Annotated in this window: 25 protein-coding genes and 2 tRNA genes; 15 read left to right on the top strand and 12 right to left on the bottom strand. The window is 62.6% G+C overall.

Translation table 11 applies throughout. The annotated features are described in order from the left end of the window. Positions 1 to 96: 96 nt before the first annotated feature. From ACNQ62_RS06405 to ACNQ62_RS06370, 8 genes are all read right to left on the bottom strand, one after another. On the bottom strand, positions 97 to 720 hold the full coding sequence (locus ACNQ62_RS06405) for a glutathione S-transferase (protein WP_418094449.1): 624 nt from the start codon (positions 718 to 720) through the stop codon (positions 97 to 99). Next, complete coding sequence (locus ACNQ62_RS06400) at positions 717 to 1,646, bottom strand: AEC family transporter (protein WP_005852681.1); 930 nt, start codon at positions 1,644 to 1,646, stop codon at positions 717 to 719. Before ACNQ62_RS06400 ends, ACNQ62_RS06405 begins: the two co-directional genes overlap by 4 nt. Before the next feature lie 110 nt (positions 1,647 to 1,756). Continuing rightward, positions 1,757 to 2,554, bottom strand: a complete 798-nt coding sequence (locus ACNQ62_RS06395) for an MBL fold metallo-hydrolase (RefSeq protein ID WP_418094448.1) — start codon at positions 2,552 to 2,554, stop codon at positions 1,757 to 1,759. Beyond that, complete coding sequence (locus ACNQ62_RS06390) at positions 2,554 to 3,372, bottom strand: TatD family hydrolase (protein ID WP_009826687.1); 819 nt, start codon at positions 3,370 to 3,372, stop codon at positions 2,554 to 2,556. Before ACNQ62_RS06390 ends, ACNQ62_RS06395 begins: the two co-directional genes overlap by 1 nt. A 32-nt stretch (positions 3,373 to 3,404) precedes the next feature. Then, positions 3,405 to 4,520 (bottom strand): DNA polymerase III subunit delta', encoded by a 1,116-nt coding sequence (locus tag ACNQ62_RS06385; protein ID WP_064216861.1) that lies wholly within the window; start codon positions 4,518 to 4,520, stop codon positions 3,405 to 3,407. Between the two features lie 39 nt (positions 4,521 to 4,559). Continuing rightward, complete coding sequence (gene tmk / locus ACNQ62_RS06380) at positions 4,560 to 5,198, bottom strand: dTMP kinase (RefSeq protein ID WP_037943958.1); 639 nt, start codon at positions 5,196 to 5,198, stop codon at positions 4,560 to 4,562. Then, complete coding sequence (locus ACNQ62_RS06375) at positions 5,195 to 6,364, bottom strand: D-alanyl-D-alanine carboxypeptidase family protein (RefSeq protein WP_005852693.1); 1,170 nt, start codon at positions 6,362 to 6,364, stop codon at positions 5,195 to 5,197. The genes tmk and ACNQ62_RS06375 overlap by 4 nt, the downstream gene beginning before the upstream one ends. A 22-nt stretch (positions 6,365 to 6,386) precedes the next feature. Further along, positions 6,387 to 7,190 (bottom strand): SPOR domain-containing protein, encoded by an 804-nt coding sequence (locus ACNQ62_RS06370; protein WP_418094447.1) that lies wholly within the window; start codon positions 7,188 to 7,190, stop codon positions 6,387 to 6,389. 344 nt (positions 7,191 to 7,534) lie between these two features. Here ACNQ62_RS06370 and ACNQ62_RS06365 point away from each other — a divergent pair. From ACNQ62_RS06365 to ACNQ62_RS06355, 3 genes are all read left to right on the top strand, one after another. Then, positions 7,535 to 7,624, top strand: a tRNA-Ser gene (locus ACNQ62_RS06365). A 123-nt stretch (positions 7,625 to 7,747) separates the two neighbouring features. After that, entirely contained in the window at positions 7,748 to 9,091 is a 1,344-nt protein-coding gene (locus tag ACNQ62_RS06360; protein WP_418094446.1) for an esterase-like activity of phytase family protein, read from the top strand. Between the two features lie 236 nt (positions 9,092 to 9,327). Then, positions 9,328 to 10,443, top strand: a complete 1,116-nt coding sequence (locus ACNQ62_RS06355; RefSeq protein WP_418094445.1) for a glycine cleavage system protein T — start codon at positions 9,328 to 9,330, stop codon at positions 10,441 to 10,443. 21 nt (positions 10,444 to 10,464) lie between these two features. Here the strand turns inward: ACNQ62_RS06355 and ACNQ62_RS06350 are convergent, their stop codons facing one another. Then, positions 10,465 to 11,340, bottom strand: a complete 876-nt coding sequence (locus ACNQ62_RS06350) for a hypothetical protein (RefSeq protein ID WP_418094444.1) — start codon at positions 11,338 to 11,340, stop codon at positions 10,465 to 10,467. A gap of 127 nt (positions 11,341 to 11,467) precedes the next feature. On the opposite strand from ACNQ62_RS06350, the gene ACNQ62_RS06345 reads away from it, so the two are divergent. Then, positions 11,468 to 11,543, top strand: a tRNA-Thr gene (locus tag ACNQ62_RS06345). Positions 11,544 to 11,622: 79 nt separating this feature from the next. Here ACNQ62_RS06345 and ACNQ62_RS06340 read toward each other — a convergent pair. From ACNQ62_RS06340 to ACNQ62_RS06330, 3 genes are all read right to left on the bottom strand, one after another. After that, positions 11,623 to 12,189, bottom strand: a complete 567-nt coding sequence (locus ACNQ62_RS06340) for a hypothetical protein (protein ID WP_418094443.1) — start codon at positions 12,187 to 12,189, stop codon at positions 11,623 to 11,625. Positions 12,190 to 12,318: 129 nt separating this feature from the next. Beyond that, complete coding sequence (locus ACNQ62_RS06335) at positions 12,319 to 14,328, bottom strand: ATP-binding protein (protein ID WP_418094442.1); 2,010 nt, start codon at positions 14,326 to 14,328, stop codon at positions 12,319 to 12,321. Between the two features lie 218 nt (positions 14,329 to 14,546). Further along, positions 14,547 to 15,341 carry a DeoR/GlpR family DNA-binding transcription regulator gene (locus ACNQ62_RS06330; RefSeq protein ID WP_418094441.1) on the bottom strand — a complete coding sequence of 265 codons (795 nt, stop codon included), beginning with the start codon at positions 15,339 to 15,341 and terminating at the stop codon, positions 14,547 to 14,549. Between the two features lie 166 nt (positions 15,342 to 15,507). Between ACNQ62_RS06330 and phnD the strand changes: the two genes are divergently transcribed. The 11 genes from phnD (at position 15,508) to ACNQ62_RS06275 (ending at position 23,349) form a co-directional block, all read left to right on the top strand. Beyond that, positions 15,508 to 16,488, top strand: coding sequence for a phosphate/phosphite/phosphonate ABC transporter substrate-binding protein (gene phnD, locus ACNQ62_RS06325; RefSeq protein ID WP_005852758.1), 981 nt, complete (start codon positions 15,508 to 15,510; stop codon positions 16,486 to 16,488). Between the two features lie 54 nt (positions 16,489 to 16,542). After that, positions 16,543 to 17,328: a phosphonate ABC transporter ATP-binding protein gene (gene phnC, locus ACNQ62_RS06320; RefSeq protein ID WP_093733937.1), complete on the top strand. Its 786-nt coding sequence runs from the start codon at positions 16,543 to 16,545 to the stop codon at positions 17,326 to 17,328. Next, positions 17,325 to 18,119, top strand: a complete 795-nt coding sequence (phnE, locus tag ACNQ62_RS06315) for a phosphonate ABC transporter, permease protein PhnE (protein WP_037962787.1) — start codon at positions 17,325 to 17,327, stop codon at positions 18,117 to 18,119. The genes phnC and phnE (ACNQ62_RS06315) overlap by 4 nt, the downstream gene beginning before the upstream one ends. After that, positions 18,116 to 18,925 carry a phosphonate ABC transporter, permease protein PhnE gene (gene phnE / locus ACNQ62_RS06310; protein ID WP_005852764.1) on the top strand — a complete coding sequence of 270 codons (810 nt, stop codon included), beginning with the start codon at positions 18,116 to 18,118 and terminating at the stop codon, positions 18,923 to 18,925. The genes phnE (ACNQ62_RS06315) and phnE (ACNQ62_RS06310) overlap by 4 nt, the downstream gene beginning before the upstream one ends. Next, a complete protein-coding gene (locus tag ACNQ62_RS06305; RefSeq protein WP_418094440.1) occupies positions 18,922 to 19,833 on the top strand; it encodes an HAD-IIA family hydrolase in 912 nt (303 codons plus the stop codon). The genes phnE (ACNQ62_RS06310) and ACNQ62_RS06305 overlap by 4 nt, the downstream gene beginning before the upstream one ends. 114 nt (positions 19,834 to 19,947) lie before the next feature. Continuing rightward, the gene (locus ACNQ62_RS06300; protein WP_005852768.1) at positions 19,948 to 20,253 is read left to right on the top strand and encodes an SH3 domain-containing protein; all 306 of its coding nucleotides are present in this window, start codon (positions 19,948 to 19,950) and stop codon (positions 20,251 to 20,253) included. Between the two features lie 223 nt (positions 20,254 to 20,476). Next, complete coding sequence (locus tag ACNQ62_RS06295) at positions 20,477 to 20,908, top strand: hypothetical protein (RefSeq protein WP_418094439.1); 432 nt, start codon at positions 20,477 to 20,479, stop codon at positions 20,906 to 20,908. Beyond that, a complete protein-coding gene (locus ACNQ62_RS06290) occupies positions 20,908 to 21,600 on the top strand; it encodes a MotA/TolQ/ExbB proton channel family protein (RefSeq protein WP_418094438.1) in 693 nt (230 codons plus the stop codon). The genes ACNQ62_RS06295 and ACNQ62_RS06290 overlap by 1 nt, the downstream gene beginning before the upstream one ends. Before the next feature lie 28 nt (positions 21,601 to 21,628). Continuing rightward, positions 21,629 to 21,973 carry an ExbD/TolR family protein gene (locus tag ACNQ62_RS06285; protein ID WP_009826705.1) on the top strand — a complete coding sequence of 115 codons (345 nt, stop codon included), beginning with the start codon at positions 21,629 to 21,631 and terminating at the stop codon, positions 21,971 to 21,973. Positions 21,974 to 21,976: 3 nt separating this feature from the next. Then, positions 21,977 to 22,366, top strand: coding sequence for an ExbD/TolR family protein (locus ACNQ62_RS06280; protein ID WP_418094437.1), 390 nt, complete (start codon positions 21,977 to 21,979; stop codon positions 22,364 to 22,366). Then, positions 22,363 to 23,349 carry a TonB family protein gene (locus ACNQ62_RS06275; protein ID WP_418094436.1) on the top strand — a complete coding sequence of 329 codons (987 nt, stop codon included), beginning with the start codon at positions 22,363 to 22,365 and terminating at the stop codon, positions 23,347 to 23,349. The genes ACNQ62_RS06280 and ACNQ62_RS06275 overlap by 4 nt, the downstream gene beginning before the upstream one ends. The last annotated feature ends 26 nt before the right edge of the window (positions 23,350 to 23,375 follow it).

The raw sequence follows: 23,375 nt of genomic DNA, 5'->3' as shown, positions 1-23,375 counted from the left end.
CCTGACGGCTGTCAGGGTGGCGGCGCGGCTTTGTGACGTAGGGTAACTTGTGCCGCGATGCAGCGTACGCGGGGGCGGGGCGAAGGGTTTGTCAGCCTAGGCGGGAAAGACCGTAGGCGCGTCGCCCTCTGCCCATTGCGGGTATTTATCCATCACGGCGGCAAAGGCCTGCGAGGTCAGGAACCGGTCCAACCACGCCTGCAACCGGGGCCAAGGCTGCGCGTCGAACCATGGTTTGTCGATGAAGGCGAACTGCCGCACGAAGGGGGCAATGGCCATGTCGGCAAGGCTGGGGGTGTCGAAAATATAGGTGCCAATTTGCGCGTCCAGCGCCGTCAGATGAGCGGCGGCTTTGGCCCGCTCTGCCTCCGGATCGGCGTCGGGGTAGCGGGTGGCGTATTTCGTGCGGTCCAGTGCCTGTTTGAACGGCCCGTCGCAGCGGTTGATCCAGTCCCATCCCGCGTCAGGCATCTGCAGCAGCCCTTCGGGATCGTGTCGGCGCAGGGCCCAGATCATGATGTCGAGACTTTCGTCAATGACCTCGCCCGTATCCAGCGCCAGACAGGGCACCGTCCCACTGGGCGAGGTCGCCAGAAAGGCGGCGGGCTTGTCGCGCAGCACGACCTCGCGCAGCTGCACCTGCTGGCGGGCCGACCGCAGCGCCAGCCGCGCGCGCATGGCATAGGGGCAGCGCCGGAAAGAATAGAGCACGGTCATCATGGCAGCACGCTGAGCCAGAGCCACGCGGTCAGCACCGACCCCACCGTTGCCACCAGCACCGAACTTGCCGCGACCCGCCGCGCGCGGCCATACATATTGGCGAAGATATAGGCGTTGAACCCCGGTGCCATCGCTGCCGTCAGCACGCCCGAGCGGAACAGATCCTGCGGCAGGCCAAAGCCGCTGCCCATGAACCAGACAATCGCGGGATGGACGATCAGCGCCAAAAGGCAGACCATGGCGATGGTCTTGCTGTCGCCCTCGGGGCGGTACTGGATCAACACGCCGCCCAAGGCAAAGAGCGCCGCGGGCAGGGCAGCGCGTACGATCAGCGACAGCGCGTCGTCGATCACACCGGGGATCGCCAGCCCGCTAAAGTTCACGGCAAAGCCCGCGAGAATGCCCAGAACCAGCGGATTGTGGAACATCGCCCGCGCCACATTGCGCGCAAAAGCCGGACCGGATTGGCCCCGGTTGCGCACGAACTCCATCACCGTGATCCCCAGCCCGTAGCAAAAGGGCGAGTGGATGGCGATGATCGCAAAGTTCCCGATCAGCGCCTCGGGCCCATAGGCGCGTTCGGTGATCGGCAGCCCCAACAGGACCGAGTTGGAAAAGAGGCTGCAGAACCCGATGGCCACACAGTCTTCCCAGTCGCGTTTGAACAGGATGCGCGCGCCGAACAGACCCAGCGTGAAACAGACCGCCGCGCCGGTGTAGAAGCTGAACAGCAGTCGCGGGTCGAAAGAGGCCGATAGATCCAGATGCGCGATTGATTGGAACAGCAGGCAGGGGATCGCGAAGCTTTGCGCGAACCGCATGACCCCGTCGATGCCCGAGACCGGAAAATACCCTCGCCAGACAGAGACATAGCCAAAGCCGATAACAAGGAAGACGGGCAGGATGACTTCGAGAAGCGTTTGCACGAGAGATATGGCCTTGGGTGCGGGTGGCGCTGTCGGAGTGGGGGGGCCACACCCCCACGCCCCCGTGGAGTTTATAGGGCAAAATGAAGTCCGGACCCCGCGGGCGGGGGCTAGACCGGAAAGCTCAGGGTCATGCCATCAAAGGCGGGTTCGATATGGTCGGGGGTTTCCGCGGCCAGCGTGTCATAGTCGAGGTCGTTGTGCATATTGGTCAGCACAGCGGTTTGCGGTGCCATCTGTTCGATCCAGTCCAGGGTCTGAGCCAGGTGGCTGTGGGTTGGATGCGGGTCGCGGCGCAGCGCGTCGACGATCCAGCAGCGCAGGCCCTTGAGGTGGGGCCAGATGTCATCGGGGATCTGCGCCACATCGGGCAGATAGGCCACATCATTGACGCGGAAGCCAAGCGCATCCATCCCGCCGTGGTTCACCAGAAAGGGCGTGAAGCAGAGCGTGCCACCGGGCCCGTCGATCACCACGTCGCCGTCAATATGGTTCATCTCGAGGATGGGCGGGTAGGACGATCCGGGGGGCTGGATGAACACGTAGCCGAAACGGTCCAGCAGCGCCTCGCGCGTGGGCGTGTCGGCCCAGACCGGCAGACGTTGGCGCATGTTGATCACGATCATCCGCAGGTCATCCAGCCCGTGCACGTGATCGGCGTGGGAGTGGGTATAAAGCACCGCGTCCAGCCGTCCGACGCCCGCATCAAGCAGCTGGCTGCGCATATCGGGGGAGGTGTCGATCAGCACCGATGTCGTGCCCGCATCCGTGATCCGCTCGACCAGGATAGAGCATCTGCGTCTGGCGTTCTTGGGGTTGGACGGATCGCAGGCCCCCCAGTGCCCGCCAAGGCGCGGCACCCCGCCAGACGAGCCGCAGCCCAGGATGGTGATCTTCATCTCGGCCATCAGGCGGCGTCCTGATATTGGGCGGCCTTGGTAAACAGCCGGTCGAAATTCGCCTGCGTCTGCGCGGCAAAGCTGGCATAATCGATGCCGAAAGTTTCAGCTCCACGCCGCGCCGTATGGGCGGTAAAGGCGGGTTCGTTGCGTTTGCCGCGATGGGGCGGCGGGGCAAGATAGGGGCTGTCGGTTTCGACCAATATCCGGTCCAGCGGGGCATCGGCAAAGATGTCGCGCAGGTCCTGGGATTTGGGGAAGGCGGTGATGCCCGACATCGACAGGTAGAACCCCAGATCCAGCGCCGCACGGCCAAGCGCCTGCGTCGAGGAGAAGCAGTGCATCACGCAAGGGTAGGCCCCGTTGGCATGTTCCTCTCTGAGGATACGGGCCATATCGTCATCGGCGTCGCGGGCGTGGATGATCAGGGGCAGGCCGCTGTCACGTGAGGCGGCGATATGGGTGCGCAGGCTGGCTTGCTGCGCCTCGGCGCTGTCGGCGGTGTAGTGGTAATCCAGCCCCGTTTCGCCGATGCCCACCATCTTGGGGTGTTTGGTCAGCGCCATCAGATCGTCATAGCTGGCCATCGGCTCTGTCGCGACGCTCATAGGGTGGGTGCCGGCGGCGTAGAAAACCGGGGCATGCGCCTCGGCAATGGCGCGCACGGCGGGTTCGTTCTTGAGCTTGGTGCAGATGGTGACCATGCGTGTCACCCCTGCGGCTTGGGCGCGGGCGATCACATCGGGCAGTTCACCGTCGAAATCGGGAAAGTCCAGGTGGCAGTGACTGTCGGTGATCGGGTGAATGTCGCGGGTGCTGTCTGTCATGCCTGGGGTCCTGCCTGTTCGTCTTGCGTGGGCTAGCGCGGTGCGGCGTCGCCCATCTTGAACAGGGTATCTAGGACCAGTGCGGCAGGGTCAAGGTTGACCGCCATCCCGTGGCGCGCGCGGGTGCCGATGTCTTGCGCGGTCTCGGCCCAGACCCGTCCTTGGGCGGGGGTAGGCGACAGGCGGGTCAGCACCGCGGCCTCGTTCGGAGCGGCGGCGGTTTCGGGTGGGCGGCCAAGAGCACCGGTGCGGGCCAATCGCAGCATCAGCAGATCCACCAGCGTGAACAGCAGCGACAGTTTTTCTTCGGCTCCGCGGGCGGCGGCGGCCTCTGCCAGTTTGAGCGCGCGGGCGCGGTCCAGCCGCGGCATCGTATCTAGCAGGGCGACCAGTTCGCCATACATCGCGAGCCCGCCCATCAGCGACAGGGACAGCGCGCCGCCGACAGATCCGCCGGAAAGCGCCGCGAGCGCTGCGGGATCGCCCTGAATATCCACCTCGGACTGCCCGAGCGCCTGCGCCATATCGTCCGGCGTCAGGGTGCCAAGCCGCAGGGTCCGGCAGCGCGAGCGGATGGTGGGCAGCAGGCCGGAGGGGCGGTGGCTGATCAGCAGCATGATTGCGCGGGCGGGCGGCTCTTCCAGCATCTTGAGCAGCGCGTTCGCAGCATTGGGGTTCATCAGGTCGGCGTCATCGACGATCACGACACGGCGCCCGCCATCGGCAGCGGACATCTGGAAGAACCCGTTCAGCTTGCGGATGTCATCCACAACGATCTGCTTGCGCAGCCGTTTGGTTTTCTCGTCAACAGAGCGCGTGATCGCCTTCAGCGCGCCTTCGCCCCCGGCCGCAATACGGCGGGCGACGGGGTGGTCGGGATCGATATCAAGGCTGGTGGGGGCGGGGGTGTCGAACATGCCGCCGTCCTCCGCATCGGGGGTGGCCAGCAAAAACCGCGCAATACGCCACGCCAATGTGGCCTTACCCACGCCACGCGGGCCGGTCAGCAGCCAGCCGTGATGCAGCTTGCCCGAGTTGAACGCATCGAGGAACGCGGCCTCTGCCGCCGACTGGCCGAAAAGCTGCGGCGTGTCGCGCGGGTGGCGCGCGCCGTCGATACGGTCGGGCTGGGGGGCGTCATCACTCATGTCACGTGGTCTAGCAGATTGCGGCGGCAGGAAAAGGGGTCAGCGCGCATCAAGACGCGGGCGCACCTGCGCAAACACATCCGCCGCCACCGCATCGATGGATTGTGCGCCATTGATGGTGACGAAACGATCGGGGAATTCAGCGGCAAGCGACAGGAAGCCGGCGCGCATGGCGACCTGCAGGCTTTCGCCGAAATCCTCGAACCGTTCCTCGACCGTGTTGCGCGACAAGGCGCGGCTGAGCCCTTCGCCGGGGTCCATATCGATCAGGACGGTGACATCGGGCTCGACGCCGATCATCAGGCTGTGCAGCTGATCCACGGCACCGCGCAGGTCACCCCGGCTGAGCCCCTGATACATCCGGGTGGAATCGGCAAAGCGGTCGCAGATCACGATCTTGCCCGCCTCGAGCGCAGGCAGGATCGTGCGTTCAAGGTGATCCCGACGGGCGGCGGTGAACAGCAGGATCTCGGTTCGGGCGGACCAACGGTCGGGATCGCCCTGCAAGACCAAGGCGCGAATTTCCTCGGCCCCGGGGGAGCCGCCGGGTTCGCGGGTCAGCACGACCTGATGCCCGTCGGCCTCAAGCCGGTCTTTCAGTAATTTGGTCTGGGTCGATTTGCCCGAGCCGTCGATGCCTTCGAAGCTGATGAACAGGCCCTTGGCCGCGGTGCTCACGAAGCGGCCTCTGGCCCTTCGTTCAACCGGGTCAGCAGATGGCGGGCGGCGGCTTCAAGTTTGACCATGAACCCCCCTGCGGCAACGCTGTCGCGGGCAACCAGCGGGGCACGTACCTCTGGCAGATCACCGCGGGTCAGTACCAGTTCGCCGATGTTCTGGCCCTTGGTGATGGGCGCGCGCAGCGGGCCGGTATAAACCACCTCGGCCGAGACATCGCTGCCGCCGGACACAGGCACCAGCACCGACAGATCGCTTTCCAGTTCAAGGCCAACGGCACCCTGCGCCCCAAGCGCCACGGGGGCTTCGGCAATCATTGTGCCGGCTTTGCCCATGGACCGTTGCGAGAATTGGCGAAAGGCCCAGTTCACAATCGATTCCGACTCCTGTGCGCGGGCCGCGGCGCTTTCGAGACCGGACAGAACAAACACAACGCGGCGGTCGCCCTGTTTGGCAGAGCCGACAAGCCCGTAGCCCGCTTCTTCGGTGTGGCCGGTTTTCAGCCCGTCCGCGCCGATACCAAGCCCCAGCAGCGGGTTGCGGTTGGTTTTGTTTTGCGGCGCGCGCCCGTCAAACAGGAATTCGCGCTGCGAGAACATCGGGTAGTACTGCGGGTAATCCTCGATCAGGCGGGTGGCCAGCAGCCCCAGATCGCGCAGCGACATGCGGTGACCGGCGGCAGGCCAGCCGTTGGAGTTCGCGAAGGTCGAGTTGGTCATGCCCATTTGCTGCGCCCGCTGGGTCATCAGGCGGGCAAAACCGGCCTCTGACCCATCGGGGCTCAGCGCTTCGGCGATCACGGCGCAGGCGTCATTGCCCGACAGCACGATGATGCCGCGCAGCAGGTCTTCGACCTTTACGCGGTCGGTGGTGTCCAGAAACATGGTCGACCCGCCGTAGGACATGGCGTGCTGCGACACGGGCAGTTCCTCTGTCAGATCCAGCCCGCCATTGCTTTTGCCCCGCTCGATCGCCTCGAACGCCATATACAGCGTCATCAGTTTCGACATGGAGGCCGGCGGCAGCGGTTCATCCGCGTTCTTGGTCAGCAGCACGGTGCCGGTGGTCTGGTCGACCACATATGCCGCGCGGGCCTGTGTCTCGAACGCCTGCGCGGGCAGGGCCAACAGAAGGGTCGCAATCGTGGCTGCAAAAATACGGATCATGGCAGTTTCCTTTGGCGGTGGGTCAGTTCGACACGGCGTAGGCGTCAGAGAACCCTTCGGTCTTGATGGATTTCAGCAAATTGGTCAGTTCGGATTTCGTAGCGGCAGGGCCGACGACCACGCGCCAGAACGGCTTGTCGTTGATCTCGCTCCGTTTGACGGTGGGCAACATGCCCGCGCTGCGCATCTGGTTGGCCGCGCGTTCGGCATTTGCCTCTACGCTGAAAATGCCGATCTGGACAAAGGGCTTTGCCAGTGAAGACGCAGGTTTGGGTGCCGCGGGTTTCGGGGCCGCCGGTGCAGCGGGCTTGGCCGCAGCGGGTGCGGCATCAATCGCGGCACCTGCCGTGACAGCGACCGGATCAAGCGTGGTTTCTGTCACTTCCGACGGTGTTTCGATCGTGCCTTCGGGGGCTGCGTCGGGGGCAGGGGTGTCATCGACCTCCTGACGGCGCAGGGCGGTGACGTTCAATGGCGCAGGGGCACCGGCCAGAATCCCAAGGGCCGCCGCCGCATCCGACGACATCTGCAGCTTGGGTCCGGGCAGATCGCGTTCACGGCGGAACAACGCGCCGATGACGAATTTGCCATTGGCCTCGTTGCGGATGATCACCCGTTCGGGATCTGTGACATCGGGATGCGCGACCCAGACACCGCCAAGGCTGGGGCGTCCGTCCCAAAGCCCCTGATCACTGACCGAGAAAACCTCGGGCGCTTCGACGTCACGCTCCACCAGCTTGGTCGAGCTGGACGCCACCGCAGCAGAGCCTTTCTGACCGCCGGTCAGATTGCCGACCGCATCGCAGCCCGCCAAAGTCGTCATCATCAGCAAAACCCCTACCGTGCACCGCAGCGGCCGGTTGCCAGAAAAAGGGTGTAGCCCAAGGCTGTTCATGTCCGTCGTCCTTGCCTGCTGGCGCGGCGTTGTCCGCCGCCGCCTGATCGCGCCGTCAATACGGCATGTTTGATGCCCCATTGCCGGGGTCTTTGCGCTACACTAACGCGGGTACAGGGGTTTTGGAAAGGCTGACAGGACGGCATCGGCAAATTTCCCCACCCGGCCGGAACCCGCCTAACACGGGCTGCCGGTGCATTGCGTAACGGCGCCGCAGTGCGCGTCATTTCCAGGTTTGCAGAATCGCTGACACCCCTCTATGCGGTGCTTGCTGCGGAGGAGTGGCAGAGTGGTCGAATGCACTGGTCTTGAAAACCAGCGTGCGTGAGAGCGTACCGTGGGTTCGAATCCCACCTCCTCCGCCATAAAATCCCACCCTCTCACTACGCCTCTCCCCAATTCCGCGCCTGTCGTGGAACCGTCACCTTTGCGTTACGCGGCTGTTACCAGAATCGCGCATCAGGGGCCGTCTTTAACGGAGAGCCCTTATGAAACACCCTATTCTTCCTGTTGCCCTGTCCCTTCTGGCCGTCCCCGCTGCCGCGCAAGAGACGTTTGATGCCACGCTTGCGGGACATGCCTACCTGCCTGCGCTGAGCCTTGTCGCGCCGCCTGCGGATGCGCCGAAGGATGCGTGGATCAGTGGTAAATTCACTGGTGGCGCGCGCAATGGCGTGCCGATGTCGGTGCCGGGCGATACGGGCGGGCTGCATGGTAAACGGCTGACGGGGCTGAATCTGCCCTTCATTGGCCAGCCGTTGCAGGGGTTTTCCGGTTTCGCAATGAACCGTGCCGAGGACGGGTCGGTCTATGTGCTGACGGACAACGGCTTTGGCTCAAAGGCGAACAGCCCCGATACACTGTTGTTCTTCAGCCGGATGGACGCTGATTTCGACACAGGCGAGGTCGAGATCAAGGAAACGGTATTTCTGCATGATCCCGATTTCAAAGTGCCCTTCCGCATTTCCTATGGCGGGACAGACAGCCGCTATCTGACCGGCGCGGATTTCGATCTGGAGAGCATCCAGCGCGTCGGCGACAGCATCTGGATCGGCGAGGAGTTCGGCCCCTATCTGATCGAGGCCACATTGGACGGGCGGATCAAGGGCGTCTATCCGACAATGGTGGATGGTGTGCAACTGAAAGGGCCGGACACGCCCGGTATCTCGGCCACATCGGTGAAGGGGACGGATTGGACCGTGCCACGCTCGGGCGGATACGAGGGTATGGCGCTGCAGCCTGAAACGGGTTTGCTTTGGGCCATGCTCGAGAAACCTCTGCTGGCTGCGAGCGGCGAGAACGAAGGTGATTTCCTGCGCGTCATGGCCTTTGACCCCGAGGCACGCGACTGGACGGGCGAGGGCTTTAAGTTCAAGCTGGCGGAAGGGGCCACGGCGATCGGTGACTTCAACTTCATCGACGAGACCCGCGCGCTGGTGATCGAGCGTGACAATGGCGAGGGCGAGCCTTCGTTGAAATGCGCCGGTGACCCGCAGGCAGATTGTTTCCCGAACCCCGCGATGGTCAAGCATGTGGTTCTGATCGATACCGCCGATGTGGATGCCGAGGGCTATGTGCGCCGCATCGGCCAGATCGACCTGATGAACATCGCCGACCCCGAGGGTAAGGCCCGCATCGAAACCGATGGCGTCGAGGCAGGGCGGTTCAGCCTGCCGTTCTTCACCATCGAGGACGTGATGCGGGTGGACGAGACGCACATCATGGTCGCCGTGGACAACAACTTGCCGTTCTCATCCGGGCGCAAGCTGGATGCCGCTGCGGATAACGAAGTGGTGCTGCTGAGCGTGCCCGACCTGCTGGCCGCGCAGTAACCCGACGCGCCCCTGTCGCAGAGAATGCCGAGGGGGCGTTTCACACCCTAGACACACCCCAGGCCCCGCCATTGCCCGCGCATCCCAACCTTTGGGAGGATGCCGGTTGATGTGCGGGGCTATGCCGTGTCAGAAAAAGCGAACGCCCGCCTGATGGCCTCGCCGTTCCCTGACCCCCGCGCCTTGGGACAGGGCATAGGGATGGTACGGTGGGCCTTGGTAAAAGGATCTCCCCCATGACGTTTCAGATCGGCATTGGCCCGAATAATCGCAAATCCGCCTATTTCGATGCGACTGTCGCAGAGGGTGTGGCTTGTTTCTCGGTCTATAATCACATGTTCATACCAGCGCATTTCGGCGACCCAGAGGGGGAATATGACGCGTTGATGAACGGTGTGGCCATGTGGGATGTCGCGGCGCAACGGCAGGTCGAACTGTCCGGGCCGGATGCGGCGCGGCTGATCCAGTATCTAACCACGCGCGATATGTCGAAAACCCGGATCGGGCAGGGGCGCTATGTGCCCATGTGCGACCATCAGGGGCGGCTTATCAACGACCCCGTGCTGCTCATGCTGGCGCAGGATCGATATTGGCTGTCGATTGCGGACAGTGACATCGCCCTATGGGCCAGCGCCATCGCGGCAGAGCGCGGGTGGGACGTGACCGTGGCTGAGCCAGACGTCTCCCCGCTGGCGGTTCAGGGCCCCAAGGCCGAGGCGGTGATCACCGCGTTGTTCGGCGACTGGGTGCGCGATCTGAGGTATTTCGGCTTCAAGCAAACGCAGCTGGGGGATATCCCGCTGGTGCTGGCGCGGTCGGGCTGGTCGAAACAGGGCGGCTTCGAGATGTATCTCCAGGACAGCAGCCGCGGGGGGGAGCTATGGGCAATGGTAAAGGCCGCAGGCGCGTCCTTTGGCATCCGCCCCGGTGCGCCCAATGACGTTGAACGGATCGAAAGCGGGCTGGTGTCCTATGGTGCGGATGGTCGTCTTCAGACCAACCCTTGCACCCCGTATGACATCGGTCTGGGCAAGCTGGTCGATCTCGAGACCCCCGACGATTTTATCGGCAAAGAGGCGCTGCGCCGCATCGCCGATGAAGGCCCGCAACGGGAAAGGTCAGGCTTTGTCATCGCGGGCGCGCCACTGACGGGGGCGGCACATTCGATTTCCGTGCTGGACGATAAAGGCCAGCCGCGCGGTGTGCTTAGCGATTACGTCTATTCCAAACGTTTCGAGGCCAATATCGGCGTCGGGATGATCGCATCGGATGCGAAGCAAGCGTCGCTCCACGTGGTCATTGGGGACGAGGCCCGCAACGTAACCCTGCGCAGCCTGCCATTTGACAGCTGACCTTAGACGGTGGTCCCGCCGTTATGGCAGGATCACCCGCACGCCGGGAATTCCCTGAATGCGCGCAACGTCTTCGTCGTAAACCTCGGTCATCTCTTCGACCAGCTCTTCGGTCCAGCTGGGCATGTCCAGCTCTTCCTCAAGCGCGTCGTCGATCACGTATTTGTCCAGAAACGCCGCGATCACACGCGGGTGCTCTGCCGTTGTCATCTCGGGGTGGGAGGCGAGATAGGATTTGAACCGTTTCATGCCTTCGGGGCGCATGATCGTTTCCAGCAGGTCGAATTCCCCGTCCAACGGTGCCATCGTGGGCAGGCCCGCCATCTCGCGCATGATCTGGCCCCAGATCAGGGGGGCGTCTTCGTTGCACCATACGGTCACGGGAATCTCTGGCGCAGAATCACGTAGCAGCGCCAGCGTGTCTGACCAGCGCACATCCAGAGGATCCTTGTCGCCCCAGAACTGCGGCGGAGATTTATCGGCCGATACATCATACAGCACCGGCAGCAGGGTCGCGGGATTGCGGATGCCCATGAAAATCTGCAGTTCATCCTCGGGGAAAAGCTGCGCCATGCGCATCATCCGCACAGGTGCTGCGGGATAAAGCATCCCTTCAACAACCGCCGTCGCAGGGGTGCGAAAGAAGTTCGCGTCGGAAAAGATCACCCGATCCGCGTCAGAATCCCCCATGACCGCGTCCAGCAAGACATCCCGCGCCCCGTCCGAGGCGGATGTTTTATACATCGCATTCAACGTATCGCGAAACAGACCACGATAGGTCGCGGGGCTCGGCACATGGGTGCCCGCCTGCGTCAAAAGATCGTGGTTCGACTGGAGGCTTTTCAGCAACCTGTCTTCTTCGGTGTAATGGGCACCTGTGTGCAAAATCAACTGCATGAACGTCTTCTCACCCTTACTGATACCGGCTTTCCAATAGCCTTTCCTGCGACTTGTGTAAAACTGCAAAAAATTGACATTTCCCCTCTTGCACGGCCCGCAGCAATCTCTTAAACGCTCCCTCAGTGCCCCTATAGCTCAGCTGGTAGAGCAACTGATTTGTAATCAGTAGGTCCGCGGTTCGAGTCCGTGTGGGGGCACCACTATTTTCCCTGATTTCAATACATTGACAACTTTATGCGTCGCCGCATCCGCAATGCATTTCCCACATTTGTGCGCGCCTCACTGCTTGGCGCGCGGTAGGGGGATGATGTTTGGTTTTCGTTTCATCCGCGCAAACTCCACCTGTGCGGCGTCTTTGCAGGTGGGGCAGATGGAATAGCTTTTGGCGAAGTTATCTGCATCCGGCGGGGTGCGCAGATCGATCCATTTGTCGCCGATCTGGAATGCGCAGCAAACCGAACATCGCGTGGTATCATAGTATTCCTCAAAGGCGCTGACCGTAGGGTGAGGGGGGCTGGTGATCGCATGGACAAGCATACTGCCGATGGTCAGGCTATCGTCGGGGGAGGGCCAGATCGTCAGCCGGTACAACCGCCGCACATCCGGCCCGTCACAGCGGTAAAGGATACTGAACAGTTGCTGTTCGATCCTGCAGGCCTGAAACACGCCGAACAGATAGGTACGGGTGTTTGCCCCTTCGACGAAATCCCAAATTTCCCGCCCCAGCACATGGGTGGAGGTCGCCCCCGGCGCGTCATTCTCTATGGCGAAGGCATCCCATTCAGACCCGACAGAGATGATCCGATCTTTGTTGTCCACGACATAGCTGTTTGTTTTGAGGTCCAATGAAAATGCCCTTGGAAAAATTTCAGGTCATAAACAGGATCATCGTTACGCTAGGTCATCATAAGCGCGAAACCGGCGCTTGCCCAAATATTTATCGTTAGAATTTAAAGTACCACGCCCTTCTGCGCTTCAAGCCGTCTTCTGGTTATCGGTCGCGCCGGTGCAGGGCAGCGTCAGACTAAAGGTGCTACCGACGCCCAGTTTGCTTTCCAGTGACAGCGATCCGCCGTGCAGCTCTGCCAGCTGCTCGGAGATGGCCAGCCCCAGCCCCAAACCGCCGTTTTGCCGTGTCATGGACCCGTCAACCTGTTGGAAACGCTGGAACACGCGGCTTGCGTCCTCCTCTGCAATGCCGTTGCCGGTGTCGGTGACGCTGAACACGATCTCGTCGGCAGAATGTAGCATCGAGAGGTGGATTTTGCCTTCGCTGGTGAATTTGATCGCATTTGTAATCAGATTGTACAGGATTTGTTTGACGCGCACCTTATCCGCTACGGTAGCAGCAGGGCCGTCGCCGGCATAGGTGAGGGTCAGCCCTTTTGCCTCTGCGGCGGGTCGCAGTTCTTGCGTGACCGTACGGGCGATCTCGTCCAGCTGGGTGGGGGCCATGTCCAGCTCTAGCTGGCCGCGGGATACTTTGGTCCAGTCCAGCAGATCTTCGACAAGGCGGATCATATGCTGTGAGGATTCCGCGATTCCGGCACCCTGATCGGTGATGAACTTCTGATACTCTATCGCGGCGGCAGCTGATTTCGGACAGCCGCTGCCATCGGCGGTCAGCGCCGACATCAACCGCTGCGCCTGAGGCATCTTATCACTGTGCCGCATGAACGACGCACGGCCAAAGATCACGGTCAGCGGGGTGCGCAGCTCGTGGGATACGTTGTTCAGGAACTCGGTCTTCTCGCGGTCGGCGGCTTCAGCGGCTTCTTGCGCGCGCTTCTCGGCGGTCACATCCGTCCAGATGCCGACGGTATAACCGTGGGGGGTCTTTGCCTCTGTCACCTTGAGCCAGTTGTCGTTGCCGATGTCTTGCAAGAACGCCTGACCCGGATTGCGGAAACGTTGCAGCCGCTCGCGTACCCAGGCCTGTTTGCTTTTCGATCCGCTGAGGCTTTCGGTCCGGTTGGCCCAGTTGACCACAAGCTCTCCCATGGTGGCACCGGGGACGATCAGATCGGCGATCTGGGGGTGATAGTCGCGGTACTTCTGGTTCACCACCATCACCCGTTCCTTGTCGTCAAACGCGATAAAGCCTTCGTCGATCGCGTCGATGGCCTCGGCCAGCAGGGCGTGGGCGTTGGTCTGGTTCAGCGCCAACCGGCGGAACGCCAACAGCACGCCCAGCAGGAATATGGCGGAAATGAGGGCGAAACCCACCAGGTTCCGGCTTTGTGGTGAATAGGCCGGCCATCCCGCGGCGGGGCGTACGGCGGCTTCCCATGTGGTGCCCAGAACGTTGAACGTCGTCACGACGGGCTTGTCTTTCAACGTGCTCAACCGGTGATCGGGCAGGGCCTCTACCAGTCCGGAGGCTTTGAGCGGGTGCAGCTCGAAACTATATTGCGCGGGGTCCGAGAAATCATGTTGCGAAGCTTGCAGCAGACCTTCCTGATCCATCACGACAGAGATGACGCCCCAGAATTGATCGGTGTTCAGCTCGGCGTTCGGCAGGAACACAGGGTAGTGCATGATATAGCCGGTCCCGCCCTGCACAAGGTTCACACGATCGTCCACTACGGGCGCGCGGGTGCGGTAAGCTTGGGCAACGCTCGCCATCTGGGCGGGCAGTTGCCAGTATTTGACACCGATCGTCTCGCGGTTATCGGTTTGCGGGAAACTGTGTGTAATCGACAGGTTAGGGGCCAAAGCGACGGCAATCACGTCAGGGTTGTGCCGTTGCAGGTCGCTCACGGTACGCGCGATCTGACGCTCGTTGATCTCACCCGCCACGGCAAGCGTATTCTCGATGTTCTTGGCCACCAGTACGGCTTCGAAGAAACGCAGCTGGATCTGGTCGGCCACCGAATGCAGGGCCTGTTCCACCTCAAGGCGCAGCGCGGCGAGGTGATTGTCGCGGTCGAGCTTCACAATAGAATAGGCAATCCCGCCGATACTTGCGAGCAGGACAATCGTCAAAACGACGAATACCTTAGAGGCTAAATACCCCGTGAACTTATTGAGCAAAGTACCACCCTCTTCCGTCCAGCCAGGCCGCCGCACGACTTTCTGTCGTTGCTGGTTTGCCTGCCTTTGTCCCCTTTATCGACTGCATCATTGTTTATCGAACGGACAAAATACGGGCGCAATCGAGGCATTTTGTAGACTTTTGCGCAAAGCGGTCATGCCGGTCACTGTCAGGTGTTTTCGGGGGTGATCACGGGGATGCGATGCTGTCGAAGCGCTAGGGCAAGCCCGTCCTTGGGTGCTGCATCGGTGATCAGATGGCCCAGATGCTCAAGCGGGGTAACCTGCGTCAGGTGACGTTTGCCGAACTTGCTGGCATCAATCAGAAAATGCGCGGCGCGACTTTGGTCCAGCATGGCGCGTTTCACCTCGGCAAAGCCCGCGATGGCCTCGCTCACGCCGGTTTCATCCAGCGCGGAGGCCCCAAGAAAACACGCGTCGACATTGAAACCGCGCAGAAAGTCGCAGGTGGCAGTGCCGGTCAGCGCGGCCTCTGCATTCATATAGTCGCCGGGGGTCATGATCACCCGCACCCTGTCCGAGGCCCCCAAAATCATCGCGACCTGCAGGCTGTTGGTTAATACCGTCGCCGTCACGCCGGAAAGGGTCAGCGCCCGCGCGAATTCCATCATCGTGGCGCCTGCGTCGATCATCAGCGTTTGCCCGTCTGTCACCCGTTTTGCGGCAAGCTGCGCCATCTGGCGACGTTCATCCACATGTTCGCGCTGACGTTCATCCAGCACGCTTTGCGCCCCCGGCGCGCGGGGGGAGGCCCCGCCGTAGGATTTTTGCAAAAGCCCCTGCGCGTTGAGCTCGGCAATATCGCGGCGGACGGTTTCGGTGGTCACATCAAAGCTGGCCGCAAGGTCCGATACACGCACATGCGGGGCAAGGCGCAGTTCCAGCAATATTTGCGCGTGGCGCTCTGCTTTGCGCAGGTTTCGGCGTTCCGTTCCGGTATCCATTCTGCGGTTCCTTTCGGCGGTCGAGGCGATGCAACCGTCCGTCAATATTTGGCACTTGCCAAATTACTAGGCGGAAAATGTTGCGAATCGAAAGCTTCAATGCTCGTATCGCGTAATTAATCGTGCAGTACACTCTGTGCGGGTATTCTCGGGGAGGAGAAACAAGATGATCAAACGCAGCTTTATCACGGCAGGCCTGATGGCCGCTTTTGCCATGACCGGCACCACCGCATTGGCCGAAGAATGCGCCGAGCGCGGCGCGCTGGACGCGATGTTCTGTGACGCCAACGGCGATCTGGTGGCCGATGCGCCCACGGACGAAAGCATGCTCAAAGACCCGTCGACGCTGGTCTTTGCCTATACACCGGTCGAAGATCCCGCGATCTACGAAGACATCTGGACGCCCTTCATCGACCACCTGTCCGAGGTGACCGGCAAGAAGGTGCAGTTCTTTGCCGTGCAATCCAACTCTGCCGAGGTAGAGGCGATGCGCTCGGGCCGTTTGCATATCGCGGGCTTCTCGACCGGACCCACACCCTTTGCTGTGAACCTTGCGGGCGTTGAACCCTTCGCGATCATGGGCTCCGAAGACGGGCAGTTCGGCTACAAGTTGCAGGTCTACACCCAAGCCGACAGCGATATCAAAGAGATGGCCGACCTTGCTGGCAAACGCGTCGCGCATACATCGCCCACGTCGAACTCAGGCAATCAGGCACCGCGCGCGCTGTTCCCTGATCTGGGCGTCGTGCCGGATCAGGACTACGAAGTGACGTACTCGGGCAGCCACGATCAATCCATGCTGGGTGTGGTCGCGGGTGACTATGATGCGGCACCGGTTGCGTCCGAAGTGGTGGACCGCATGGCGGAACGCGGGCTTTATGATCCTGCCGAGGTGCGTATTGTCTGGGAAAGCGATCCGTTCCCCACGACATCCTACGGCGTGGCCCACGACCTGACGCCCGAGCTGAAGGACAAGATCAAGGAAGCCTTCTTTAGCTACGATTTCACCGGCACCGCATTGGGCGAAGAGTTTTCGGGCGTGAGCAAATTCGTCCCGATCACCTATAAAGACCAATGGGCCGTCATTCGCCAGATCCAGTCTGCCAACGGTGTTGAGTACACGCCACAAGGCCTTGCTGCTGAATGATTTTCCCGTCGAGGCCGGTCCCAATGGGCCGGCCTCACGCATAAGGTATCCTACATGTTGAAAATTACTGACCTCGTCAAACGCTACGGCTCAGGCGATCCGGTCCTCAAGAATCTCGACCTCACAATCGAGGGCGAAAGCGTCGTGTCGATCATCGGGTCTTCCGGTGCGGGCAAAAGCACGTTGCTGCGTTGCATCAACCGTTTGGTTGAACCCACCTCCGGCACGGTCGAGCTGAACGGCACCGACCTGACCCGCCTGCGGGGCAAGAACCTGCGGGCCGCACGGCGCAAGATCGGGATGGTGTTTCAGGGGTTCAACCTCGTCGATCGTCTCACCGTGATGGAGAACGTCCAGTCGGGCCGTCTGGGGTATATTTCAACATGGTCCGCCATCACGCGGCGCTATCCGAAGCAAGACATCCGCCGCGCTTACGAGTTGATGGAACGGGTCGGCATCGCCCATTACGCTGACACCCGCGCCGACCAGCTGTCGGGCGGTGAACGTCAGCGTGTCGGCGTGGTCCGCGCCCTGATGCAAGAGCCCGATATCCTGCTGGCGGATGAACCCACCGCATCGCTTGACCCCAAGACATCGGAACAGATCATGGGCCTGCTGCGCGACCTGTCGCGCGAGCTGAAGCTGCCGGTGTTGATCAACATCCACAATGTGAACGAGGCCAAGGAATACACCGACCGCATCGTCGGCATGCGCTATGGCCGGATCATCTTTGACGACAAGCCCGACATGCTGGACCCCTCCGCGATGGAGGCGATCTATGCGGGCAGCCCCCATGCCGACCGCAGCGGCGGGCCGGATGACAAGGCAGCCGCATCATGACCGCGCCGCGCGACACTTGGGTCAAGCCGCCCTTCATCGCCAATCCGGCGCTCCGCTGGGCCGTGTATCTTGGGGCCATCGCCTATTTCGGCTGGGTCGGGCTGACCATGCCCATCGACTGGGACCGCGTCGCCGAAGGTATCGGCCGCGCAGGAAAGATCTTTGGCGGGGCCTTTCCCCCGAGCTTTGAGCGCAGCGGTCTGCTGATCGACGGCTTTCTCGAAAGCCTCAAGATCGCGGTGCTGGCCACGGCGCTTGGCGTGCTGCTGTCGATCCCCATCGCCTTTATGTCCGCACGCAATGTGGCCCCCAAGCCAGTGTTCTATCTGGGCCGCGCCATCATCATCATCGCACGCAGCTTCCATCCGGTCATTGTCGCGATCCTTTTCGTCAAGGCCGTTGGCTTCGGGCCGTTCGCCGGTGTGCTGACCCTGACCGTCTATTCCATCGGCTTTGTCGCCAAGATGCTGGCCGAGCGGATCGAGGAGATCGACTTTGGTCAGGTCGAGGCCATGCGCGCCGCCGGTGCGCCGTATTTCTCGACGCTGTCCTATGCGATCTTCCCGCAGATCATGCCGCGCCAGATCGGTCTGACCATCTACCAGCTTGATTCCAACCTGCGGGCCTCTGCCGTGGTGGGGATCGTGGGGGCAGGGGGCATCGGTGCGACGCTCGCCAATGCCTTCGGCCGGTATGACTATGACTTTGCCCTTGCTATCACCATCGTCATCGTCGGGGTGATCCTTTTCTCCGAGGCCGTCAGCGGCGTCATCCGAAAGCGTATCCAATGACCTCACTTTCTACGCAATTCGGGCGCGACGACTGGTCCCGCTTTACGTTCAAGCAACGTATGACGCGCTATGCCATCTTTCTGGGCTGTGCGCTGGCCATCGCTTGGGCGCTCACCTCGATTGAAGTGATCTGGCCGTGGGTCTGGGGCGCCCCTGAACAGATCGCCGATCTGTTTGGCCGGATGTATCCGCCGGACCCCAGCAATCTGGAAACCATCCTCAAGGTGCTGTGGGACACGGTGAACATCGCGACATTCGCCACCACCTTTGCGGTGCTGCTGTCGCTGCCGGTCGCCTATATCTCGGCGCAGAACACCACACCCAACCGTGTGACCCTATGGCTCGGGCGGCTGATCCTTGTGACCTCGCGGTCGGTGAACACGATCATCTGGGCGCTGCTGTTTGTGGCGATCTTCGGGCCCGGTGTTGTGGCGGGCATCGTGGCGATCATGTTCCGATCTATCGGGTTCATCGGAAAACTGCTGGGCGAGGCAATCGAGGAGATCGACACACGCCCCGTCGAAGCGCTTGAGGCGACGGGCGCGTCGCGTTTCAAGGTTATCGTCTATGCGATCGTGCCGCAGGTGATGCCGACCTTCTGGGCGGTCGCCATTCTGCGGTGGGATATCAACCTGCGCGAATCCACCGTTCTGGGTCTGGTGGGCGCAGGCGGTATCGGGATCATCCTGCAAGGTGCCATCGACACGTTCAACTGGCCCGAGGTCGCGACCATCCTGCTGGCGATCATCGCGCTGGTGGTGGTGGGGGAAGTCATCTCTGCCTATCTGCGCCGCCGTATCCTGTGACCCAGAGCATCGGCGTCGACCCGCAAAGCGCCTTTGCGCGCTATCTGCAAATCGCCGACCGTCTGCCGCGCACCGCGGCGGGCGGTCTGGCGGGAACCGGCATGTTCACCGACATCGCGGCGCGCTTCGATCTGATCCTTTTTGACGCCTATGGCGTGCTGAACGTCGGCGAAACCGCGATCCCCGGTGCGACCGATACCATCGCGGCGCTGCGCGCGGCGGGCAAGGCGGTTGGCGTGGTGTCAAACTCCGCCGCCTATCCCAAGGCGCATATGATGGCGCGCTACGCCCGTCTGGGGTTCGATTTCTCCGCCTCCGAGGTGACCACCAGCCGCGAGGCGCTGACCGCGCATATCGCGGGGCTGCCGCCGTGCCGATGGGGCGTGATGATCAACCCCGCCGTCGATCTGGGGGAACTGGCGACGCTGAACACGACCGTGCTGGGGGATGACGCCGAAAGCTACGATGCGCAGGACGGGTTCTTGCTGGTGGGCGCGGACGGCTGGACCGACCGTCGGCAGACATTGCTGGAGACGTCGCTGAAACGCGGGCCCCGTCCGGTGCTGGTGGGCAACCCCGATCTGGTGGCACCGCGTGAAACGGGCCTCTCGCGGGAACCGGGCTGGTTTGCGCACCGGCTGGCCGATCGCACCGGTGTGATGCCTGTGTTTCTGGGCAAGCCGTTCGGGCAGGTCTTTGACATCGCCCTCGGCCGGTTCAATCGCGCCCTTCCTCCCGAACGGGTGCTGATGGTCGGCGATACGCTGCATACCGATATTCTGGGCGGCGCGCAGGCGGGCTTTGCCACGGCGCTGGTCACGGGCTATGGCGCGCTCACGGGGCTGGATGTGACGGATGCCATTGCGCAGGCCGGTCTGTCGCCCGATTTCATCGTCCCCAACATCTGACGCCGCGCCCCTGCGCATCGGCGGATCATGACCCCTTGGGCGATATCACGGTTTATTTTGTGGCCCCCACAGGCTACCACCGGACCCGAGGCTATCAGAACAAGGGCAAGAAAAATGCGCAAAGCAGTGACCGCCGCCATATCGGCAATCGTGATCGCGACCACCTTGGGGGCTACCCCCGCAACCGCAGGATCGTTGGGCCGTTTCGAGGTAACGGGCGTGGGGGAGGATGACATGCTCAAGATGCGGGCAGGGCCGGGGACGGGGTTCATCGTGCTGCTTGGCCTGCCCAACGGCACCATTTTGCAGGTGCATGACTGTCAGCAAACCGGCGGCACGCGCTGGTGCGACGTCTCGCTTGATCAGGCCCGCCGCGTGCGCGGTCATGTGTCTTGGGCCTATCTGCGCAAGCTTCGGTAACGCGGGCGGCGCAGGCTACCTTTGCGGTTTGTCGCTGGCGCGCGCCTTCCTGAATAGTTGATCGTTAAAGTCAGGATTGCGCCTTGTCGTGATCTTTGCTAGGCACGGCGCAATCGCGCTGTGCCAAAAGGGCTGTTTGCCCGCTGCGCCGCGCCAGAGCCAAAGGTGTCCATAGCGCCTTAGCCAAAAATCTCATCGTTTCATCCCACGGTCAGGAGGTCCCATGTCCCGTTTCCGAACCGCTATTCTGTCGCTGCCCCTTGTGATCGTAGCCCCGCTGGTCGCCGCGCAAGAGACCGATATCAAGGATCAAATCTCGGTCGAGCTGAACGCGGCAGAGACCACCGAAGATGCCTGCAAGCTGACCTTCATGATCACCAATGGCTTGGAGACGCCGGTCGACAAGATCATCTACGAGGCGGTGCTGTTTGACACCGAAGGGCAGGTGGACCGGCTGACGCTGTTTGATTTCGGCACCCTGCCACCGGCCCGCCCGCGCGTGCGCCAGTTCGTCGTGCCGCAAACCACCTGCGAAGGGCTGGGCCGCATCCTGTTCAACGGGGCCAACGCCTGCGAGACGGGCGGCAGCGCCAGCGGCATCTGTGACACCGGCCTGCTGCCCACATCGCGCACGTCAATCGAGGTTCTGGGCTGATGGATATGTTCTCTGCACTGATCGCGTCGTTTCGCCAGATCGCCGAGACTGGCGGGCCGGTTGTTGTTGTCCTGATGGGCGTCGCCGTGCTGACGTTGGCAGTGGCGATCTATAAGGTCTGGCAGTTCTGGCGCTCTGCCGTGGGGCGGCACAAGGCGCTGACCGAAGCGGTTGAGGCATGGGACCGGGGCGACAAGCCCGCCGCCCGCGAGGCTTTGGGCCGGTCGAAAAGCTACCTCGCCCCCGTGATCAAGATGGCGATGGTGTCGAACGGTAAGGGCAGCGGCGCAGGCGTAGAGCGTTTGCAAGCCGAGGCAGAGACGCGTTTTGCCAAGCTCGAAACCGGTTTTCGCCTGCTCGATTCCGTGGCGCAGCTGGCCCCCTTGTTGGGCTTGTTCGGTACGGTTCTGGGCATGATCGAGGCTTTCCGGTCGCTGCAAGCCGCCGGATCGCAGGTCGATCCGTCGATCCTTGCGGGTGGTATCTGGGTGGCGCTGCTGACCACGGCTGTCGGTCTGGTCGTGGCGATGCCCACGGCCCTGATCCTCAGCTGGCTGGAACAGCGGATGGAGGCAGAGCGGGTGATCGCGGATAAGGCGATCCTCACGGTGCTGAACCCGTCCAACGACGTGCCAGCCCCTGCCGCCGCGACGTCAGCGCCGACGCCAGAAATGGACGCCGCACATGGCTAGGCCGCGCACGCGCAGACGGCGGCTGTCGATGACCTCCCTGATTGATGTCATCTTTCTGCTGCTGCTGTTCTTTATGCTGACCTCGACCTTCTCGAAGTTCTCCGAGGTGCCGCTGGCCGCTGCCGGTTCGGGCGCGGTCGCGCAGGCCAGCGATGCCAAGCCGGTGTTCTTGCAGCTTGGCCCCGATACCCTGCGTCTGAATGGCGACGAAATCGCATTGGACGCGCTGGCCGGATCATCCTTGGCCGAGGCCGAGAAGGGCACCGTGCTGCTCGTCTCGCTCGGGGCGGATGTGGATGCGCAGCGGTTGACGGATGTGCTGGTCAAACTGCGCGAGATGCCTGCCTTGCAGGTGTCGGTATTGGGGGGCTGACAGATGCGCCGATTTGCCAAATCCAAACCGCAGCGCGAACCGACCATCGCGTTGATCAATATCGTCTTTCTGATGCTCGTCTTCTTCATGGTCGCGGGCACGCTGGCGCAGCCGCTGGACCCCGATCTGAAACTGGTCGAGACCCGCGCGCTTGAAGGGCAGGCCCCGCCGGACGCTTTGGTGATCTACCCCGACGGGCGGTTGACCTACCAAGGCGCGGAGCAGCCAGATGCCGCGTCCTATGTCGCCAGCCTGTCTGACGAAGACCGCGAGACCATACGCCTTGTGCCGGATCGCGCCTTGCCGGCCGAGACGCTGGTCACGCTCACCCGCGACTTGCGCGCGGCGGGGGCGCAAAAGGTGATGCTCGTCACGCAAAGGGCACTGCAATGATTTCGCATTCTCCTACAGCCAAAGGAATCTCTTTCGCCTTGGCGGTCGGGATCGTCGCGGGGGCGGTCACCATCGGGTTGCCGCAAGATGAGATCGCGATCGAAGGGGGCGGTGCACCGGTCGAGGCGATGATGGGCAGCAGTTTCGAGGATATGGCTGTGGGCACGCTCACGCCGGAACCGGCAGCACCGGCAGAGACGCCCGTGGCCGAGGCCCCCACCGCCGCAGAACCCCTGCGCCCCACCACAGCAGAGCAAACCCCGCCGGAGCAGGCCGAGCCGGTCACCCCGCCCGAACAGGCGCAGCCCGTGACCCCGCCCGATGTGGCAGCGGTGACGCCTGCGGCCCCCGCAGCGCCCGCCGCCTTGGCACCCACACCGCTGGCCGTGCCCCCCTCCGAGAGCGCGCAAGTCGCACCGCCGCCTGAAACCCTGCAGGCGCAAGACCCCGACAGCGACGCCCCCGTCCTGTCGCGCCGCCCCATGCGCAAGAACCCTGAAACCGCTGCCAAGATCGCTCAGGCCCGCGCCAAGCAAGAGCAGGCAGAGCGTGAACGGCGCGCGGCTGAGCAGCAAGCCGCCAAGAAGAAAGCAACGCAGCAAGCCACCGCACGTGGCAATGCGCAGCGCAATGCGACCAAAGGGTCTTCGTCGGGCCAAAGCACATCGGCCAAATCCACGAGCACCGGCAAACGCCAAGCCGCGGCATCGGCACAAGGCAATGCCGCCGCCAGCAACTACCCCGGTCAGGTCATGCGCCGCATCTCGCGGGCGGGCAAGCCGCGGGTCCGGACCACGGGCACCGCGACGATCTCTTTTGCCATCGCCAGCAATGGCGGGTTGGCCTCTGTGTCCGTGGCACGGGGGTCCGGCTCTGCCGCGCTGGACCGGGCGGCGGTATCGGTGATCCGCAAGGCCGCCCCTTTCCCGCGTCCCCCCGCTGGCGCGCGGCGACAGTATTCTATCAAGATCAAAGGGCAATAGGCGGGGCGTTCAGCCCCCTGTGCCTT

The organism is Sulfitobacter sp. SBS6 (assembly GCF_048285585.1).
Lineage (GTDB): Bacteria > Pseudomonadota > Alphaproteobacteria > Rhodobacterales > Rhodobacteraceae > Sulfitobacter > Sulfitobacter pontiacus.
This window is presented reverse-complemented; position numbering and strand designations above follow the sequence as displayed.